Genomic DNA, 19,605 nt, shown 5'->3' with positions numbered 1-19,605 from the left:
AGCAGCAAACTACTGGAACAGCCCTGTTCGTTCCCTTTAATTCAACACGATAACCAAGAACAGTATGATTATAATCATGTGAATTTAGGGTTTCAACACTTCAACTTGTTACAATTTGTTAACTTTGTCATTTATTGTAAAAATTCTTCAAGCAATTCGGCTTTCTGCGAGATGGTAATAACCCCGTCTAAGTGGCCCCATGGCCCAACTATTTCCTCATATTGGGTATTATTTCCTTGCTCCTGCAGAATGTTATAAACCCGCTGTGCTAGATAAGGTTGCAATAACAAGTCGTTCTGAGCCGGTAAAAACAGTGTCTTCGCCTGAATCTTAGCTAAGCCTTCTTCCAAGCTCTCTCCATGACCCGCCATAAACAACTGGTTTGCACGTACTAAATACAAAATATGGTTCGCATCTGCGTAGGTCGCTCTTTGTGTTGCCATTGCTCGTAAGGTATTTACCGCCTGAAAGTTCGCCGAAATATCTTGCAGGGGCGCAGGCTCAGAAGCCGAGCTTTGAGCGTGAATCTGATTGAATATTTGTGGATGCTGAGCCTGCAAAGTAATTTGCATTAATGCTTGAACCACACCTTCTGTAGGTTTTTCACCACCGTAATAGTCGCCACCATTCCAGTTCGGGTCGAGCATAATAGGATTTGCCCATTGCTGTAGCGCTGCGATGGTCCATGGATCGCTCTCTCCCATGCCAATGACCGAAGCCATACGTTCTACTTTTTCAGGATAAGCAATCGACCACTCTAACGCTTGTAAAGAGCCCATAGACGCACCCACAACCGCGTGTAACTTCTCAATACCTAAACTTTCAAGCAGTAAGTTCTGTACTTCAACAAAGTCACGAATCGTAACCACGGGAAAGTCTAAGCCATAAGGCTCATTAGTTTCTGGATTAATACTAGAAGGACCTGTGGTGATGACATTCGGGTCGTAAGGCGATTGGTTTACTAGCGTATCTGAACTAATTACATAATATTTATCGGTGTCGATAGCTTTACCTGGGCCAATGATGGCGTCCCAATAACCTGGCGCAGCGTCACTCTCTGCGTAACGACCAGCTGCATGGCTTGTGCCCGAGAAAAAATGGGTGATTAAAATAACATTGTCTTTCGCTTCGTTAAGTTCGCCATACGCTTCCCAACCCACACGTACTTCAGGAATAACCTCTCCACCTAGAGTTGTGAAGTTTTCAGTCACGAATTCTTGCTTTTCAACAATTGGGTACGCTTGGCTCTCCGCTCCACACGCGCCTAGCACCAATACCGCAAGGCTGAATGCCGCAGTTTGAATAAAATGTTTCATGGTTAATCCTTACCTTTTATAAGAAAGTCTACATATTGGTCGCGAAGGTCTTTTTTTACCACTTTACCGGTTCCGGTACGCGGTAATTCGTTAAGCACCACCATGGCGTCGGGCATCCACCACTTCGCGATTTTACCCGTAAGATGCTCGACCATGTCTTTGCTCGAAAGCTCATGCCCTTGATTGAGCACAACAAGCAACAGCGGGCGCTCGTCCCATTTTTCGTGCTTCACACCAATAACACAGCATTCGTTCACGGCTGGGTGCTGACTTGCAATGCTCTCTATTTCCAGTGAACTAATCCATTCACCACCACTTTTTATGACGTCTTTGGTGCGGTCCACCACTTTCATGTGACCTTCATCGTCGATCACGGAAATGTCGCCCGTAGCCAACCAACCATTTGGAAAGCTACTTAAATCATCATTTTTGAAGTATTGGGAGCAAATCCAAGGACCACGTACACGTAATTCTCCCGAGTGCTCTCCGTCGTGCGGCAATGGTTTATCTTCACTGTCGAAGATTTCCATTTCGATACCAAAACAAGCTTTTCCGGCTGTGGTTTGACGTTGCCAACGCGCTTCATTGCTCATCTTTTCCAAACTTGGAGAAGGCGGCAGCGAAGTTACTAAAGGTCCTGTTTCGGTCATACCCCAGATAGGTTGCCAATATATGTTGTAGTGCTGGTCATAAGTTTTCACTAAGCCCATTGGGGAGGCCGCCCCACCGACACACACACGCTCGAGGGGCAGCTTATGAACACCTTCAGCTTGCAGGTAATTATGTAGCGTTAACCAAATGGTAGGAACGCCCAAGCCAACGTTAACTTGTTCGCTCTCTATTAATTCCCACATGCTGGCACCGTCCATACCGTGGCCGGGAAACACTAATTTCGAGCCCGACAACGGCGCAGCATAAGGCGCACCCCACGCGCTTACGTGGTACATCGCTACCATAGGTAAGAGTACTGTTTCTTCACGCAAGTCGAGTAGTGCCGGTGACGCCGCAGCTTGCGCATGAAGTACCGTAGCTCGATGAGAGTATAAAACGCCTTTCGGGTTTCCCGTTGTTCCGGAGGTGTAGCACAGAGAAGCTGCCTCATTTTCATTGAAACGAGGCCATTCATAATGTTCTGGTTCGTCTTTTAACAAGGTTTCGTAGCAGTACACCGGACTTAAAGAGGTTTCCGGCATTTCATCTTCGTTACATAAAACAATGTAACCTCTCACCGTGCTGAAGTTGTCTGAACTTTGCTCTAATTGCTCAATAAAGCCAGGATCAACGAACATATACTGGTCTTCAGCATGGTTCACCACATATTCAATTTGTTCACTGAATAAACGTGGATTCACCGTGTGTAAAACAGCTCCAACACCTGCGATACCGTAGTACAGCTCCATGTGACGGTGGGTGTTCCATGCCATAGACGCAATGAACATCCCAGGCTTTACACCAAGCTTATTCAGTGCGTGACCTAGCTTGTGTACGCGTTTCCAGGTTTCCCGGTAAGTTGTGCGATGAATGCTGTTGTCGTGTAGCCGAGACACAATTTCCTGATGTGGAAATCGCTGGTTGGCATAAGCCAATAAGTCGATAACCATCATAGGCGTGGGCATCATGTTACCCGGCTGCACAATATTACCTTGGTCAGATTGTGTAGAAACATACTGCATGGCTACTACATTCCTGTCTTAGAAAAAGTTAAACAATGCGATAGCTATCGCTAAACCAATCACCGGCACAACAACCGTTACTGCACCTACAGCCCAATAAGCGTCACTGTGTTTCTCGTTACAGATAGCGCGAATCGTGGTCACTACATATCCGTTATGCGGGAGCGAATCTAAAGCACCTGAAGATATTGAAACGACACGGTGAAGTTGCTCAGGGCTTACACCTTGATCAAGGTAGTGCGGTCCAACTTCCGGCAACGCAATAGCTTGACCACCCGAGGCTGACCCGGTTAAACCAGCAATAACGCTTACCGCAATTGCCGCACCTACTAATTCATTTCCAGGAATAGACGTCATTGCCGCTACTGCAGTTTCGAACGCCGGAGTTACCCGAGCAACACTACCAAAGCCCACCACAGCGGCTGTATTACCGATTGCAATTAAGGCTCCTGTGGTCGCTTGACCTAGTGCCTCTTGCATGTCTTTAAAGAATTTCCAATTGATAGCCATGAGCGCCAGCACACCACCAGAAAGAGCAACGATAAGCGCCATTTTCCCTAAGCTATCGTGGTAGAAGAATGACAGCGCCAGTACCACAACTAAGGGCAGGAAACCGGTTATTGGATGAGGTAAAGATCTTTCGTCTAGTGTAGGGTCGCCCACGCGTGACTCGAAAGACTCGCCTTTGTTCACGGCATGGCTAATCATTTTCGTAAGCCACCAATAGCCCAATACAAACATGATCACGGCTACCACCAAAGAAACTTCCCAAGCGGCATAAGGCGAAGTGCCCAGGTATTCAATTGGAATCCAATTTTGAATTTCTGGTGAGCCTGCAGAGGTCATGGTAAAGGTTACCGAGCCGAAGGCTAGTGCGGCAGGAATAAAGCGTCGTGGTAAATTAGCGTCTTTAAACAAACTCAGTGCCATTGGGTACACCGAGAACGCCACCACGAAAACACTCACGCCGCCGTAAGTAAGAATTGCACATGCAAGAACAACGGCTAACACCGCTTGTTTCTTACCCAGACGGGTAATAATCCACTCAGCTACGCTGTCTGCCGCTCCGGTGTCTTCCATAAATTTACCGAAGATAGAGCCAAGCAAGAACATAAAGAACCAAGACGCAACAAACCCGGAAAAGCCGGTCATGTAGCTTTCTACAAAGTTCATGTCGCCTACGAAAATAGGCAGCTGAGCAGTTATCGCAACAAATAGCGCGCAAATAGGCGCACTAATAAATAAGTTCCAACCGCGAAGTGTCAGTATGATAAGGAGGACTAGCCCACCTACTAAACCAAACATACTTAACATGAAAACCTCTCTTTTTTATTTTGTGGCGCGAAATTGAATTACATTGCGCCCTATTTTTTGTACTGTGCTGTGGTCAGTATTCTGATTCAGGTTGAATAACATACCCATAGTACTATGGTACAGGTCACAAATTATTCGAATTCGGCTAAGGTTTCTCCGCACAATAAAAAAATCAGGGGAACTCTCCAATGAAAACAACAGCATTTAAACGTTCACTTTGTGCTATTGCAGTTACTGCAGCTATGACAGGCATGGCTTCAACCGCAATTGCACAAGAAAGTGAAACAGAAGAAGCGCAAGAAGAACGACGCTTAGAACGCATTGAGGTTACGGCACGCCGTACCGTAGAAAGCATTCAAGAAGTTCCTGTTGCGGTAACATCGGTAAGCGAAGCAGACTTACTCGAGCGTGGCGTAAGCACTATTCTTGAAGTGGCGCAGTTCTCACCAAACACTACGTTGCAGCAAAGCCGTGGTACTAACTCTACGGTTACAGCTTTTATTCGTGGCGTAGGTCAAGAAGATCCACTTTGGGGTTATGAACCAGGTGTAGGTATTTACATTGACGACGTTTATCTAGCTCGCCCTCAAGGTGCAGTGCTTGATATTTTGAACGTTGAGCGCGTAGAGGTTCTTCGTGGTCCGCAAGGCACGCTTTATGGCAAAAACACCATCGGTGGTGCTGTGAAGTATGTAACGAAGCGTATGACTGGCGAGCCGCAATTCTCTATTCGCGGAACAGTGGGAAGCTACAACCAACAAGACTTGCTATTCACAGGTGAGCTTCCACTGATTGAAAACACGCTTTACTTTGGTTTTGGTTACGCAAACTTAACGCGTGACGGTTATGGTGAGTTCTTAACCAGTGACCTTCCAAACCAAGACTTGGAAAACTACAACAAGGACTTGCAGGCTATGCGTGCCACTTTAGAGTGGTATCCAGCCAATGACGTTTTTGTACGTTTCCAATACGACCATACTGACGACCAGTCAAACTCAAAAGGTGGTTATCGCTTGCTACCGAGCTTGCTGACTAACGCGCCAGTACCGGACAGCATTTACGACTCGTATACCAGTTTGCCAACAACTACTGAAGTTGAAACTGAGGGTATGAGTTTAACCGTCGAGTGGGAAGTAAGCCCTACAACTACGCTTCGTTCAATTACGTCTCAGCGTGAAAACTACTCGCCAGTAAATATCGACTTCGACAACACGTCGTTGCGTATTTTTGATGTTCCCGCTATATACGATGACGAATGGTTTACCCAAGAGTTCCAGTTAAACTACAGAACCGACAACCTAAGCTTGGTGTCTGGCTTGTACTACTATGACTCTGAGTCTTGCGGTACATTCGACGCAATCTTAGAAATTCTAGGACAAACTGCTTTTGGTACTCCAGGTCTTACCCGTGAAGTGTCAGGCTGCTCAAACAGCACAAGTACAGCGTTATACACGCAAGGTACATACTACTTGAGCGACCAGTGGTCATTTACAGCTGGTTTGCGATACACCCAGGACGAAAAAGACGCATTGGTTCGTAACGGACTAATCTTCGACACGGTTTATCCTGAGTCTGGTTGGGTTCCAGGTTATGTTCGTGACCCTGCAACAGGTACGCCGGTTGTGCTTGATGACAGCGAAACATGGAACAAAATCACGCCTCGTTTAGGTGTTGAATATCGTCATAGTAATGACACCATGTTCTACGCAAGCTTCGGCCAAGGCTTTAAGTCGGGAACATTTAACCCGCGTGCAGCAACTGCAGAGCCAGCGGCTGACCCAGAAGACGTTTATTCATACGAAATTGGTGTGAAGAGCGACGTAACCAACAGCCTGCGTATAAACGCAACTGCATTTATGCTTGACCATAAAGATCGTCAATACGTAACTGTGTTGCCTGACCCAGCTGATGCCTCTGTATTGAACCAACGTTTAGGTAACGTGGGTGAGTCAGAAGCGACTGGTTTAGAAGTCGAGATGACTTGGTTAGCTACAAATAACCTAACTATCTTCGGTAACCTAGGTCTTATAGACACAAGCTTCAGCAATGTTATTAGCTACGACGCGCAAGGTAATCAAATCGACATTACCGATCAGTTCGTGATTACCAATACCCCTGAAACCACAGCAAACGTTGGCTTCAGCTACGACATGCGTGCGTTCGGTGGTGACTTAGTCTTCAACGGTAACTACAGCTACCGCAGCGACTATGGCTTAACCGAGCTTGGTAACGTGTTAACCCAAGACGCTTACGGTTTGGTTAACCTTGGTGTGAATTGGTACAGCGCAGACGGCAAATGGAGTGTGGGCGTGCATGGTAAGAACCTTACAGACGAGGAGTTCCTCGTAGGTAACTACGCGTTCTTATCCCCAGACCCAGCTAACCCTGGAGAGTATCTTCCTGGGTTAGGTGGCGATACTACCTTGATCGGATACTATGGCGAACCTCGCACTGTATCTTTGACAGTTGGCTATCGTTTCTAAGAAGTAGAAAGGCCGTTCTCTGGTGAACTAATTGCCACCGTGCCTTCTCGGCCGGTGGCTTTTTTCTTCTTGTAGCTTGCCCTTTGTGGCAGCTTCGGTTAAAACACGGACACCACTTTAATGTCGAATAGCGAGCTTATGGCCAGAGCCATTATTGCAGACGACCACCCACTGTTTCGTGCTGCATTAAAACAAGCATTGTCGGAAACGCTTGGTAGTGACGTTTTAGAAGCAGAAAGCTTCGACACGTTGCAAAATGTTTTGCAACAAGAACGACAAGTTGAGTTATTACTGCTCGACTTAAATATGCCGGGTAATCAGGGTTTAACCGGGTTAACCACTGTGCGTAATGCTTATCCAGACATTTTGGTACTCATTGTTTCTGCCAACGAAAATCCGGATGTGATTCGTAAAGCCATGGCGTTTGGCGCCAGCGCTTATGTTCCAAAGTCTGCGCCACTCCCTCTTATTAAAGAAGCGGTAGAAACAGTGCTGAGCGGTGACAATTGGCTACCCCCTCACTTGCAAGAAATAGCAGACGAACAACCGGACGATGCCAGTGAAGACTTTGCCCACAAACTGGAACAACTCACACCACAACAGTTCAAGGTACTCACTTGCATTGCTGACGGTTTGTTAAATAAACAAATTGCTTGGGAATTAAATGTTCAAGAAACCACTATTAAACAACACGTTTCTGCCATTTTGAGAAAGTTAGGTGTGATTAATCGTACGCAAGCAGGCGTGATATTCAGAGAGATGTTGCGAGCAGAAGACCCTGAGGGAACTGAGCAACTAGATTCCTAATCGTTTAATTAACCGTTTCAATGCAGCTTGTTTTACCGGTTTCGGTAAAAACTGCGCTTTTGCACGAACGACTTCCTCGCGAACGCCTTCATTAGGATCTGCGGTATTCACAATAGCTGGAATGTCTTTGTTAAACCGCCTACGCACCGCTTCAATAACCTCTACACCAACACGGCCATCGTCTAAGTGATAGTCAATGAGCATTAACTCTGGAGCTTGTTCAAGGCGATCGGCTTCCTCAGGACTATGGCAAGAAGTAACAACTGCACCCCAATCTTCAAGTAATGACGACAGTGCAGTACGCACAGCCTGGTCGTTATCGACCACAAGTACTTTTTTACCGGTAAGTAATAACGCTGGCTCAATCGCTTTGGGTTCGGCGATATTGGCTCCGTGCTTTTCCCACCGTACAACGGGAATGCGAACCGAGAAACACGTCCCGCGCCCTACCTCTGACCGTAAGTGCAAAGGCACTTCTAATAGTCGGCACATTCTTTCCACAATAGCCAACCCTAAACCGAGGCCAGGGTTTTGCTCTTGTTGGTCAAGTTGATGAAACTCGTCGAATATAGCCGTTTGTTGTTCCTCTGGAATGCCTCTGCCAGAGTCACATACCATGAGGTCTAAACCGTCGTGCCGGCGTCTGACGCCTAATACAACCCGTCCTTTTTCGGTATAGCGAATCGCATTCGATAATAGATTCTGTAATACCCTTCGCAGTAACTTTCGGTCAGTTCGAACAATTGCGGAAGTGCCGTGTACATTTAAATCCAACCCTTTTTCTTCCGCCAACACTCTGAAGCTGTCTACTAACGGTTGGAAAATATCGATAAGCGGCACTTCTTGAATATCTGGCTTTAAGGTTCCCGAGTCTAGTTTGGTCATTTCTAGCAGCATCGTGAGTAACTCTTCTGCGTTTTCCAACGACCGCTGTATTTGTCGCGCTAACTGCAGCGACTCTCCTGCACTTCTCTTCTCTAGCATTTCGCAGAACAACGTAGCGGCGTTGAAAGGCTGCATAAGGTCATGGCTCGCTGCAGCAAAGAACCTCGACTTACTCGAATGAGCTTGTTCTGCCGCTTGCTTTGCTTCTAATAACTGCTGCGTCCGTTCCGCAACTCGAGCCTCTAGCTCGGCATTAATGTGACGTAATTCTTCCTGAGCGCGAACCAGGTTGGACACGTCGGTGTAAGTGGTTACAAACCCACCGTCGGGCATAGGGCTGCCTTGTAACTCGATCACTCGGCCATCCGACTGCGCTCGTTGATATCGATAACTGCTCCCTGAACGTAAATAATTAAGACGTTTTTCAACTTCCGTCTCAATGTTGTCCGAAGGCTGTCCAAACATGCCTCGGTCGGCATTGTATTTCAGTATGTCGAGCACCGGCATCCCGGCCTGAATAAAGCCCTCGGGGTAGTCAAAGATTTCAATATAGCGTCGGTTCCAAGCCACTAAGCGAAGTTCATTGTCGATAACGCTAATACCCTGTGGAATATTCTCTACCGACGCCTGCAACAACTCACGATTAAAGCGATAAAGCTCTGAAGCTTCCGACGCCCAGTTCACAACTTCGTCTACCGACACTTGCGACTGGCGAGCTAGTGCGTCGATGACCAAGCGGCTGGCAGCACTACCGATAGCCCCCGCCATTTCACGCTCTATACGTGTTAGTACCGAATGTGGAACCACACCATCACCGGGAGCTGCACCTACGGCAATACCTAACCTTTGATCGAGGCGACTTGCATCACTTTGATCAATAAATCTCGCGAGAACAGAGCGCAATCGCCCCCAGGTCACTTCGTCGCGCTCGATAGCGCTATGGTAGGTATCGGCGTGGATAAACTGTTCTGCGGATTCTCGTTCTGCCGAGCTTGAACGAAGTACGATGGAAACCACCATATAAAGCAGAACGTTCAAACCTAGGGCGAGTACAATCCAATGACTCATTTGAACGTCGGTCAGTAGGTATTGATCATTGTTTACCGCTCTAAACGAGGGTAACAATAAGCCATACACCCAAATACATGTACCCGCAGTTAAGCCACTCACCACACCCCAACGATGCCCTTTTGACCAAATCACACCACCAATAAGACCTGGAGCAAGTTGCGCCAGCAACGCCATGGCAATCAAGCCATTACTCACTAGCGGAACCCCAGACTGTGTAGCCAAATGATAGAAGTAGGCCAGTGCAATAATAAGCACCATGGTTAACCTACGTATGGTTAAAACTCTATGAGGAGTAAGCGCAAGTGCAGCATCTTTATGTGCACGCGACTTTAAAAATAGCGGGGTAATCACGTCGTTAGAAATCATAATACTCAACGACAACGTGGCCATGATTACCATACTTACAGCAGCCGAAAGGCCACCGATAAACGCGATAAGGCTTATATCTGGTCTCTCTGCAAGAACGGGTAGTGCCAGCATAAAGGTGTCTTGAGTGCGTAAATCCGGCACGAGAAGTAAGCCAGCCAACGCAATAGGTAATATGAAGAAGTTGATTGCGAACAAATAAAGTGGAAAACCCCAACGCGCGGTTTTCAATTCTTTCGGGTGAATATTTTCGACGAAATTGACATGAAATTGTCGAGGCAGTACGAACATGGATACAGCACCTAAGACCATGTGCACCACAAATACGTAGCCTCCATTCGGCTTACCCGTAAGTACTTCTTGCGCCAAAGGATTCTGCGCTGCTTGAACGACTAAATCGCCAATATCTTCAAACAATACGTAGCTACAAAATATACCCACAATGGCGAAAGCCAATAGTTTTACGATGGACTCGAATGCAACTACATCCATTAACCCTGAGTGTTTCTCTGCTAACGTTAAACGCCTTGCGCCAAAGAGAATAGAGAAGCCAATCATGGCTATTGCGACGCCTGCAGAAAGGTCATTAAACCAAGGAATACGGGTTGCGTCTAAACCCGTAACTGCGGAAAAACTAGACGTAACGGCTCGCAACTGCAGTGCGATATAAGGCACAAGCGCAACCAACGAAATAATAGCCACAAACGCACTAATACCATGAGAACGTGCGTACCGAGCCCCCATTAAGTCGGCAATAGAAGTCAGGTTATGTTCGCGCACAATATGCAATGTGCGCATTAATAACCCATGGGCAAATAGGAAAATAACAATGGCACCAATGTAAGTAGGTGCGAACGCCCAGCCGTAGTGTGCAGACTGCGTAACCGTGCCGTAAAAGGCCCACGTGGTGCAATGTACACCTAAAGCTAAGGTATAGCGCCACGGCCTTGCTCCCTCTTGGCGCGAACGTTCGCCACGAGATGCAATTAAAAAAAGCACCAACAAGTATGCAAGTGCTGTCACTATAACGAGAGATACGGGTAACATAGGGCTTATGTTAAGCATGGAAACGAGTAAACAGCAATGACTCAACACGCTGAATCGACAGAAATTTGTCCACTTTGTAAGAGTTTCAGCACGAGTTTGTGGTGTACCGACTCACAGGCGCGACTCAACCACAGAGAATACTGGCAGTGCCAAAACTGCGAGTTGGTTTTTGTGCCCCCACAATTTCATCTATCTCACGATGATGAAAAAGCCATTTATGATTTACATGAGAACCACATAGACGACCCTGGTTACCAACGTTATTTGCAACCTGCATTTAATGCTGTGACGTCTTCATTGCCACAGCAAAGTATAGGGTTAGACTTTGGGGCAGGGCCTGGTCCCGCGCTTGCCACCATGCTCACGGCTGCGAGCTACAAAACGTCGCTTTACGACGCTTATTACCATCGTAACAATGACGTTTGGCAGCACACCTACGACTTCATCACCTGTACCGAAGTGTTCGAACACCTTAGCCAACCCCATGACGTAATACAGCAATTACACTCTCACTTAAAGCCTAACGGCGTGCTTGTTGTGATGACTATGTTTTGGCAACAACAGAAAGAGTTTATGCAATGGTCGTATAAGAACGACCCAACACATATCTGCTTTTATACACCTAAAACGTTTCACTGGATTGTGAACCACTGGGGTTACGAGCTCGTACAAACCACGCACAACTTAGCCGTAATGCGCAAACGAGCGCCAAGCTAGTCAAAACAGACTAAAGTACGCTACGCTGTGCATCAGACAAATAACAATAACTTCAAAAGGACAAACACATGGTCGATTTAAGCGCATACACTGGTAGCCTGCTGTGGTTAGGCATTCTTCTGCTTATGGTGATGGTGCAGTGGGTTATTGCAAGCGGCGCGAAAGCTAAACGCCCAGGTGCCATACCCGGAGTTATTCCTGCTGAGCTTGGGCATGGTGACTTTGTATTTCGGGCATGGCGCACGCACCAAAATACAGTTGAAAACTTAGGCACAATTTTAGGTGGTGCAGTGTTAGCTATCTTGGCCGGAGCTAGCCCAGTTTGGGTAAACGTGCTGCTTACTATTATTGTGCTTGGGCGTTTGCTTCACATGATTCTTTACTACTCAATTGCTACAGAGAAGAACCCAAGTCCGAGAAGTTGGTTTTTCATTCTTGCATGGTTAGCTAACTTGGCGCTGATCATTCTGGGCATAGTGGCAGTGATTAAGTAACACAACGTTACGGAGTTAAGCTTTGAAATCTTTTGTAAGTCATATTTTGCGCGGGTTAGCTATTGTGCTACCCGCCATTCTCACGCTGGTTGTTGTAGTTTGGTTCTTAACCAGCTTGGAGTCGTGGATTTCAAGCTTTCTCAAACCGATACTTGGCGAAAAATGGTATGTACCCGGCCTAGGCATCGTCAGCTTTGTGCTCATTTGCTTTGTTGTAGGGCTAAGCGCTGAATACAAAGGCATAGGCTGGTTTTGGCAGTTACCTGGAAAACTGTTGTTGAAGATTCCGGGTGCAAGCCAAATTTACGGCATGATCCAAGAAGTGTTCGAGGTTATGTCGGGCAAAAACTTCGCCGACGAGTCTGTGGTTCTCGTTAAACTCCCACAAAGTGAAGTTGAACTGATTGGCATAGTTACTAAAAAAGGCGGTATAAAGAATGACCGCATGAGCTCGCTAATGTCTGAAGAGCATATCGCGGTGTTTTTACCCATGGCTTACAACGTGGGTGGCTACACCGTTATTGTGCCGAAAAGCTGTACTACAAATGTCGACATGAAGCCTGCTGAAGCGCTACAGCTTGTTTTAACCGGTGGTTTAGGGAAGGGAGCTGGAGCAAAAGATTAATCCAAAATGAAAGGGCAACATAATGAATAAGACCCCTCTGGCAAGTTTGCTTACCGTAAGCTCTCTTGCCCTTACTCTACTCTCAATGCCAGCGTTTGCTGAAAACTATTACCGACACCCCGGCTTACAACAGTCAGACCTCATATACACCGCTGAAGGTGACCTTTGGTTAAAAAATCTAGCGAACAATAGCTCACCTATTCGTTTAACCACATCTGATGCGGAAGAAACAGAAGGTCAAGTGAGCCCAGACGGAACCATGGTAGCGTTCGTTGCGAATTACGAAGGCGTTTCCGAGGTTTACGTAATGCCCAAAAGTGGTGGAACTCCGAAGCGCGTAAGCTATGAACAAGGACGTATTCGTTTGCAAGGGTGGACACCAAGCGGGAAAGTATTGCTTTCTACCGACAGCGTTATTGGCCCTTCAAACCAGTGGGTACTGAAGTCGGTTGATCCTGAAACGCTAGTCACCCACACCTACCCTGTTGTTGACGCTATTCAAGGTACTTTGAATCAGCGCGAAGACACACTGTATTTTGTTCGTTTTGGCCTGCAAGCCACCGGCGACAACGCCAGAGTTTATCGTGGTGGCGCTATGGGCGAACTATGGAGCTTTAAAACAGGGCAGGAAGAAGAAGCGGTACAACTTATTCCCGACCATGAAGGTTCAATTGAAGACCCGATGTTTGCCAATGGGCGTGTATATTTCACATCTGACGCAAGTGGCACAAGAAACCTTTGGTCAGTAAACCCGCAGGGCGAGGACATCCGCCAACACACCGAATACGACGACTGGCAAATATGGGATGTCTCGACGTCTGGTCAGTACGCGGTTATGCAACAAGGCGCAGACTTAGTTCGTCTGAATTTAAGAAATAACACGCGGGAAGTTCTAGCATTAGAAACCACAAGCGACTACCGCCAACGCCAAGAGCGTTGGTTAGAAAACCCGATGGACTACGCGCAGCATGCTAGCTTCACGGGCCACGAAGACACAAACAAAGAGCGTGTGGTTATTACCGCTCGGAGCCAAATTGCTTTGGCCTCTAGCAACGGACAGCGCCTAATTCATATCAATACTCCAGAGGGTAGTCGCTCTAGAGAAGCGATTCTAAGCCCCGACGGCCAATGGGTTTATGCTATCAACGACGCCTCAGGTGAGAACGAAATTTGGCGTTTCGCGGCAGACGGTACCGAGCGTCGTGAACAACTCACCACAAACGGAGATACATTCCGCTGGGGATTGTTTATTTCTCCAGACGGACGCTACCTAGCTCACGACGATAAGCACGGTAATTTATATGTGCTCGATATCGAAGAAGGCGAGTCGCAAATCATTGACGAAGGGCTAGCCGGCCATTGGAATGTTGCCAGTGTATCTTGGTCTACCGGAAGCAACTTAGTCGCGTTTGCCCGTAACCACCAAGAGTCCGAACGCACTCAAATTGTTCTATATTCGTTTGACGATGAGCGCAGCGAAGTACTGACTTCCGACCGTTACGAGTCATATTCTCCAACGTTCAGTTCCGACGGCAACTGGCTTTATTTCTTGTCTGACCGCCACTTTAACGCAACACCAGGAAGCCCTTGGGGTGACAGGAATATGGGGCCGGTGTTCGACCAGCGTACTCAAATTTACGGTTTAGCACTGAAGCGCCAAGCATGTTTTCCGTTTGCAGAGCCTACCGAAGTTACGTTATGTAATGACGAGGAAGCGAATGACGAAAAAGAGCGTATGTTCAATGCCAAAACCGTAGACTGGGAGGGGCTAACGGAACGCCTCTGGCACGTACCGGTTGAGCCTGACAACTACTTCGATTTGTCTGCAAGTGATAGCCGTTTATATGTGATGGCTAGCCCTATTGGCACAAGACAAAGTTCCTTATACCAAATTCCGTTTAGCAACACTGATATAAAGCGCGAAACGTTTGCTAGCGGAGTGAATATGTATGAATTGTCACTAAATCGCGAGCGTCTCTTCTACAGTCAGCCAGGCGATCACAACAATTTCGTGGTAGCGGCAGGAGCCAGTGCACCCGGTGACACAAGCTCAGCACGCCTAAACACTGCACAGTGGCAATTTGCGTTTTCTCCGCGTGAAGAATGGCGCCAAATGTTCCACGACGCATGGATAATGCACCGCGACTTCTTGTTTGACGCAAACATGCGAGGCGTAGACTGGGACGCGATGTATGACAAGTATCGCCCTATGGTGGAACGTATAACTGATCGCCACGAACTAGATGATGTATTCGCACAGCTACTTAGTGAACTGAGCGTATTGCACAGCCAAGTTCGGGGTGGCGACTACGCATCTCGTGACAATGTGCCTTCAGCCGCAAGCTTAGGCGCCGCAATTACCACACGCGAAAATGGCGTATTCATTGAACATATTTACAGAACTGACCCAGAATTACCTGAAACAGCAAGCCCTCTTGCAACTCCAGGCGTGCGTGCGGCCACAGGTAACCAAATCGTTCGTGTAAATGGCACTGAGGTGAGCACTGTAGCCGACGTAACACGTGCACTGCGGGGGCAAACAGGTCGCCAAGTTCGACTCGACCTCGCACAAGGGCGTGAAAGCTGGGCAACCGTAGTTACCCCAACCTCGCTTTGGCAAGACCACCGTTTACGCTATCAAGACTGGGTTCTACGTAACCGTGAACGCGTCGATAAAGCTAGCGACAACGAGTTTGGCTATATTCACCTGTATTCAATGACATCTAGTGATATTGAAAGCTTCGCACGCGACTTCTACACCAACATCGATAAGAAAGGTTTGATTATTGATGTGCGTAGAAACCGTGGGGGTAATATCGACAGTTGGATTATCGAAAAACTGATGCGTCGCGTTTGGATGTTCTGGCGTGCAGCAAGTGGTAGTCCTTTTGTGAATATGCAACAAACCTTCCGTGGTCAACTTGTTGTGCTTACAGACCAATTGACGTACTCAGATGGTGAAACGTTTTCAGCGGGTATTAAAACCTTAGGATTAGGCCCTTTAATTGGAGAGCGCACAACGGGTGCAGGGGTTTGGTTGACGGGTAGGAACTCTTTGGCAGACCGAGGCATGGCGCGCGTTGCAGAAAGCGCTCAATTTGCGATGGACGGTACTTGGGTTGTTGAAGGTTACGGTGTTGAACCTGACATCGAAATCGACAACCTCCCTCATGCAACGTTTAACGGCGAAGATGCTCAATTACAACGTGCAATTGAAGAGCTTGAAACGCGATTAGAAGCAATGCCTTATCCAGAGTTGAACCCAGGGGACTTTAGCGCACCTTACGGCGCAGACCCGGTCAATCGACCTTAACTTTAAGTTTCGAACATAAGTTTCAAACATAAGCTTTAGGCATAAAAAAACGGCTCCGCAAAGGAGCCGTTTTTATTTCCGAATCTTTATCCTTTCAACAAGGATTAGAAGCGGTAGCGAACACCAATCTTCGCAGTCCAAGTAGAACCACGAGCACTGTAGAATGTCGCTGATTCAGGAGTAGCGTCGAAGCCACCGTACGGCGAGCCGTAGATGTATTGACCAGTTACTGGGTCAATGTCTACAGAAGCGATACGAACACCTGTGTCAGCATAGCTAACAGTGTGACGTTGGTTGTCACCAAGCATTGCTAGAACGTTACGAATGTCTACGTAGATAGAACCTTTATGGTCGTTGAATAAACCTGGAACTTCTTGTTCAAAGCGAACGTCTAGGTTGGTATTCCAAGGACCACGGTTACCTTCGTTACGCACTGCATAACCGCCCGCGAATTGAGTTAAGTTTGCAGCTTCAAGGAAGGTTGCGAACTCTTCATACGTTAAGCCACCGCTGTAACGAACGTTTGGATCGTCCGCACCCGTAGGGATGTACGGTAGGTAGTTGGTAGAAGAGTAAAGGTTGTTCGAAGACGGGTCACCGAAGCCACGGAAACGGAATGTATCCAACGCGTAGCTGTATGGACGACCAGAACTACGATCCCAGAATACGCTCACTTTCGATTCATAGCCTGAGAAGAACTCAGTAGTATAGTTCAACGTTGCTAGGAAACGATGCTCAATCTCATAAGACGCGCGACCTACAGAAGGGTTCTGCTTGTCGACAGCTGTCTGATAGTTGTAGTTTGAGTGAGCTGTAGAAGAACCACCTGAAGTGATGTCTTCAACGTCTTGGTTCGTATAGCTGAAGCGGAAGCTTAAGCCGTTGTCCCACGCATTACCAATAGTGAATGTAGAAATTAAGCTGTCGCCGCCTTCTACGTTAGTAAGCATGATGTCAAAACGGTTTGTGTTGTAGCCACCGATTTCGTCTGGACGAGGACCTTCAAGTGGATCCCAACCTACGTATAGCGGACGACCGCCAGCAGTAGTTACTTGGTCGCCATTGTCGTCAAGCAATGGAACCTTAGCAAGGTTTACCCAACCCACTTCACGGTTTTTCTCAGCATAGATAAATTCTGCTGCTGCGAACCAGCCTTCACCTAAGTAACCTAGGTCTAGGTCATCATAGTCAATCGCTAAGCTGTAGCGAGTTTCGTAAGGCATTTCGAAGTTTGGATCGATAGGCGTAGTGTTACCGTCGCCTGCCACCAAGCTGTCTTGCATAGACTGAGGAACTTCAGTGATGTCTGCACCAGAAACGTTTTGAAGATCGTCAGCTGCAACGATGGTTACACCGTCGTTAGTGTACGCGTTTGAAATCCAAACGTTAGGACGACCACCTGCGAATTGACCTACACCACCACGAAGAGTGATTTGGTCAGTAAGCGTGTAGTTAAAGCTGAAGCGTGGAAGCAACAGGTCTAACCCGTCCATGTTGTTTGTGTTCGCGAAGCCGTAGCGGTCCATGAAGTTCTGGTTAAACGCTGGGCGATCATCAGAGTTGAAGCGCTCGTAGCGAAGACCAAAGTTCAAAGTTAGGTCCCAGTTCACGTCCCAAGAGTCTTGGATGTACAAAGCAGTGCTGCCGTAGCTGAATTCAGCTGCGCCGTCGTCTGAGTTGTTTGTGTACGCGTTCTGGTACTGGATAGTTGCTGCTTCTTGAGCTTCGAAGTCTGCAATGCTGTCAAACTCGAACACACCCAAAGAGTTCTGAACGAACACGTTGAATACGTCGATTTCTTGCATTTCAACACCGAATTGCAGGTTGTGAGCGTCGAATAAGTACTCACCGTGCAATTGGAAGTCAGTCGTTGTTGTTTCTAGACGGTTCGCGTGGCGTGAACGGTCTGGACCGATCTGGATTTCACCTGCGTCGCCTGCAGCGTTTTCGTCGTCGGTAAAGAACACAGTAACTTGACCAAAGTTACGACCTAATGCTGGGTCTTGGCCTGTAGTTACGTCTTTAACTGACGCTTTGAACTCAGTACTGAAGTTATTTGTCCAGTTTGAATACACTTGTAATGAATAGTTATCCATTAACTGGTTACGAATATACCAAGTTGAGTTCAAGTTTAAGTTGGTATTACCGCCAGTCGTTGTGTTGTTTGCAGCTTCGTCTTCTGCACGCTGGTAGGTAAATGATGCGCGGTGGTCATCGTTAATGTTCCAGTCCAATTTAAGAAGCATTTTCTCATCTTTTTGGTCTGGTTGAACGTTCCAGTCACCCGCGTCAACACCGTAAACATCTTGTGCAATTCGCTGAATTTCAGAAATTACAGAAGGGTCAATGTCTTTTTGGTTTACTGCTGAAGAACCTGCTGGTCCCTGTGCAATAGACGTTGGCTCTTCATAAGTTTCATAGTTCGCGAAGAAGAACAAACGGTCTTGAAGGATTGGTCCGCCTACGCTGAAGCCTAGTGTTTCTTCTTTGTAGTTAAGTTCTGGCGAATATCCATTCGGATCGTAGCGGCTTGGATCAGGGTCGCCTGCCAAGTCGTCGCTCGCGTATTCATAAAATACTGAGCCAAAGAATTCGTTTTCACCTGAACGCGTTACAGCGTTAATTACCGCGCCAGTGAATCCACTATAACGCGCATTAAACGGAACAGACTTGATAGAAACCTGTTCAATAGCGTCGATAGAGATCGGAGAGCGGTTTGTTGGGTAACCAGAAGAGTTCAGACCGAAGTCATCATTCTGACCTATACCGTCAACAGTAATGCTGTTGTAGCGTGGGTTGTTACCTGCAACAGAAAGTGAGCGAGCGTCGTCACCAAGATCTGTAGCTAATGGGTTTTGACGAACGATGTCTTTAAGATCACGGTCAAAAGCTGGAGAACGACGGATATCGTCTTCACCCCAAGTGCTCGAAGAGCCTGCTTGAAGAGAAGTGAAGTTAATGCGTTGACCAGTAACTTGAATACGCTCTACGTTCTCGCGGTTTTCTAACTGCGCGTTTAAACGATATGCGTCGCCAAGTTGTAAGAAGATATCTTCTAAAGTTTGACCTTCATAAGTGTCAGACTCGATCATTACACGATACGGGCCGCCAACACGCAAGCCAGATGCAACGAAGATACCGCTGTCATTTGTGGTTGCTGTGGTACGCGTGCCTGAAGGAACGTGTTCAATTACGATTCTGGTGTCTGCGACTACCTGACCAGCTGGCCCTACGATCTGACCACGCATTGACGACGAGGTTTGCGCCATTGCTACGCCAGAAATACCTAGGGTAAGAGCCACTGCCGCCGCAATACGGCTCAGTTTCGTCTTATTCATGCCTAAATCCTGATTTTGTGTGTGTGTTTTATGTTTGAACCCAAAATTTCAGATGACCGCTCGCTATCTCAAATTTTCAGGGGGGCATAGTTTATTACAAAATTTGTACAATTTCATGCCCGTTTTATTTCTTTCTGAAAGCCACAGCACATAAGC

At 47.2% G+C, this 19,605-nt stretch carries 12 protein-coding genes; 6 read left to right on the top strand and 6 right to left on the bottom strand.

Annotation, left to right across the window (positions count from 1 at the left end):
- Positions 1 to 131 precede the first annotated feature (131 nt).
- From EYQ95_RS09565 to EYQ95_RS26770, 4 genes are all read right to left on the bottom strand, one after another.
- Positions 132 to 1,316: a homoserine O-acetyltransferase gene (locus tag EYQ95_RS09565; protein WP_111915960.1), complete on the bottom strand. Its 1,185-nt coding sequence runs from the start codon at positions 1,314 to 1,316 to the stop codon at positions 132 to 134.
- 2 nt (positions 1,317 to 1,318) lie between these two features.
- A complete protein-coding gene (locus tag EYQ95_RS09560) occupies positions 1,319 to 2,989 on the bottom strand; it encodes a long-chain fatty acid--CoA ligase (RefSeq protein WP_111915961.1) in 1,671 nt (556 codons plus the stop codon).
- Between the two features lie 18 nt (positions 2,990 to 3,007).
- On the bottom strand, positions 3,008 to 4,294 hold the full coding sequence (locus EYQ95_RS09555; RefSeq protein ID WP_243699899.1) for a GntP family permease: 1,287 nt from the start codon (positions 4,292 to 4,294) through the stop codon (positions 3,008 to 3,010).
- 181 nt (positions 4,295 to 4,475) lie between these two features.
- Positions 4,476 to 4,658 carry a hypothetical protein gene (locus tag EYQ95_RS26770; RefSeq protein ID WP_243699893.1) on the bottom strand — a complete coding sequence of 61 codons (183 nt, stop codon included), beginning with the start codon at positions 4,656 to 4,658 and terminating at the stop codon, positions 4,476 to 4,478.
- On the opposite strand from EYQ95_RS26770, the gene EYQ95_RS26765 reads away from it, so the two are divergent.
- On the top strand, positions 4,570 to 6,786 hold the full coding sequence (locus tag EYQ95_RS26765; protein WP_369333883.1) for a TonB-dependent receptor: 2,217 nt from the start codon (positions 4,570 to 4,572) through the stop codon (positions 6,784 to 6,786). The genes EYQ95_RS26770 and EYQ95_RS26765 overlap by 89 nt on opposite strands.
- Positions 6,787 to 6,906: 120 nt before the next feature.
- Positions 6,907 to 7,593, top strand: coding sequence for a response regulator transcription factor (locus tag EYQ95_RS09545; protein ID WP_243618966.1), 687 nt, complete (start codon positions 6,907 to 6,909; stop codon positions 7,591 to 7,593).
- Here EYQ95_RS09545 and EYQ95_RS09540 read toward each other — a convergent pair.
- Entirely contained in the window at positions 7,582 to 10,938 is a 3,357-nt protein-coding gene (locus EYQ95_RS09540) for a PAS domain-containing hybrid sensor histidine kinase/response regulator (protein WP_207916320.1), read from the bottom strand. The two genes, EYQ95_RS09545 and EYQ95_RS09540, sit on opposite strands and share 12 nt — an antisense overlap.
- Before the next feature lie 60 nt (positions 10,939 to 10,998).
- Here EYQ95_RS09540 and EYQ95_RS09535 point away from each other — a divergent pair, with 60 nt between their 5' ends.
- From EYQ95_RS09535 to EYQ95_RS09520, 4 genes are all read left to right on the top strand, one after another.
- Positions 10,999 to 11,679 carry a class I SAM-dependent methyltransferase gene (locus tag EYQ95_RS09535; RefSeq protein WP_111915965.1) on the top strand — a complete coding sequence of 227 codons (681 nt, stop codon included), beginning with the start codon at positions 10,999 to 11,001 and terminating at the stop codon, positions 11,677 to 11,679.
- Between the two features lie 68 nt (positions 11,680 to 11,747).
- The gene (locus EYQ95_RS09530; protein WP_111915966.1) at positions 11,748 to 12,173 is read left to right on the top strand and encodes an MAPEG family protein; all 426 of its coding nucleotides are present in this window, start codon (positions 11,748 to 11,750) and stop codon (positions 12,171 to 12,173) included.
- Positions 12,174 to 12,195: 22 nt separating this feature from the next.
- Complete coding sequence (locus tag EYQ95_RS09525; protein WP_111915967.1) at positions 12,196 to 12,798, top strand: DUF502 domain-containing protein; 603 nt, start codon at positions 12,196 to 12,198, stop codon at positions 12,796 to 12,798.
- 22 nt (positions 12,799 to 12,820) lie between these two features.
- The gene (locus EYQ95_RS09520) at positions 12,821 to 16,111 is read left to right on the top strand and encodes a S41 family peptidase (protein ID WP_111915968.1); all 3,291 of its coding nucleotides are present in this window, start codon (positions 12,821 to 12,823) and stop codon (positions 16,109 to 16,111) included.
- A gap of 104 nt (positions 16,112 to 16,215) precedes the next feature.
- On the opposite strand, the gene EYQ95_RS09515 is transcribed toward EYQ95_RS09520, so the two are convergent.
- Entirely contained in the window at positions 16,216 to 19,449 is a 3,234-nt protein-coding gene (locus EYQ95_RS09515) for a TonB-dependent receptor (protein WP_111915969.1), read from the bottom strand.
- Positions 19,450 to 19,605 lie beyond the last annotated feature (156 nt).

The sequence above is a fragment of the Lysobacter sp. N42 genome (assembly GCF_004344885.1).
This window is presented reverse-complemented; position numbering and strand designations above follow the sequence as displayed.